This window comes from Pseudoalteromonas sp. AOP7-A1-14 (assembly GCF_052376275.1).
In the GTDB taxonomy this organism is placed as follows: Bacteria; Pseudomonadota; Gammaproteobacteria; order Enterobacterales; family Alteromonadaceae; genus Pseudoalteromonas.
On the sequence record NZ_JBQSVO010000252.1, the window covers coordinates 1 to 1,178 of the forward strand.

General features: G+C 43.8%; 1 protein-coding gene. It reads right to left on the bottom strand.

Going from position 1 to position 1,178, the window contains the following annotated elements:
• Positions 1-1,178 (bottom strand): NAD-dependent succinate-semialdehyde dehydrogenase (locus tag ACT3RM_RS17945; RefSeq protein WP_444511521.1); only part of this gene is annotated, 1,178 nt, incomplete at both ends.

Consider the following 1,178-nt stretch of genomic DNA (forward strand, 5'->3'; position numbering starts at 1 on the left):
GTAAAAGTAAGCCGCCAATCCAGTATTTTGTGCACGTAAATGCGCTAGAAGCTGGCTCTCATCGCTATACTTAATCAAAGGTGCGATAGGACCAAATATCTCTTGTTTTACACAGTCCATATCAATCGTTGCTGAATTTAAAACCGTAGGTTTAAACCAATTTGGCGATTGCTCCCATCGCTCACCACCGCATGCGATTTCTGCTCCTTTTGTTACGGCATCTTTTAGCAAAGACTCCACTTTTTCTAAGGCTGCTTGATTAATTAACGGGCCCATATCAACACCATCTTGAGAGCCTAAACCTAACTTTAATTTGCTTACACGCTCAACAAGTAAACGTGAAAAGTCGTCATAGATACTTTCATGAACATAAAAAGCATTGGCACAGACACAGGTCTGCCCAGCATTGCGAAACTTGGAAACCATAGCTCCTTGTACCGCGCTTTCTATGTCAGCATTTTCGCTCACAATGAATGGGGCATTTCCGCCGAGCTCCAAAGATAATCGCTTTACGTTAGTGGCGGATGCGGCCATTAAGTATTTGCCAACACCAGTAGAGCCTGTGAAACTCAACTTACGAACAATATGACTTTGCGTTAAACACTGACCTATGACTTCTGCCTCGCCGGTCACCACATTTAAAACACCATCTGGAATACCAGCTTGCGCAGCCAACTCAACTAAGGCTAAAGCGGTAAATGGAGTGTCAGGAGCAGGTTTAACAATCATTGTACAACCCGCAGCTAAAGCTGGAGCGACCTTACGAGTTATCATTGCAGCTGGAAAATTCCAGGGGGTAATAGCGCCACACACACCAACAGGCTCTTTAGTGACAATCATTGTGTCTGCATTTTCTGCAAAAGGCAGAACACCACCGTGATCCATCATTGAAGGTTGGGCGTACCAATTAATATAGCTGATGGCGTAATCTATTTCGCCGAGAGACTCATTCAGTGGCTTTCCTTGTTCCAAGGTCAGAATTTTTGCAATTCTCTCTCTGTTATTAGTTATTTTCTCTGCCCATTTTGCAAGAAGTGCACAACGCTGGCGTACGTTAATATCACGCCATTTATAAAAGGCTTGCTCGGCATCAACGATGCAAGCATCTATTTGCTCGCGACTCAAAAGAGGAACGGAGCCAATTATTTCATCCGTCGCTGGATTTAAAATTGATTGTC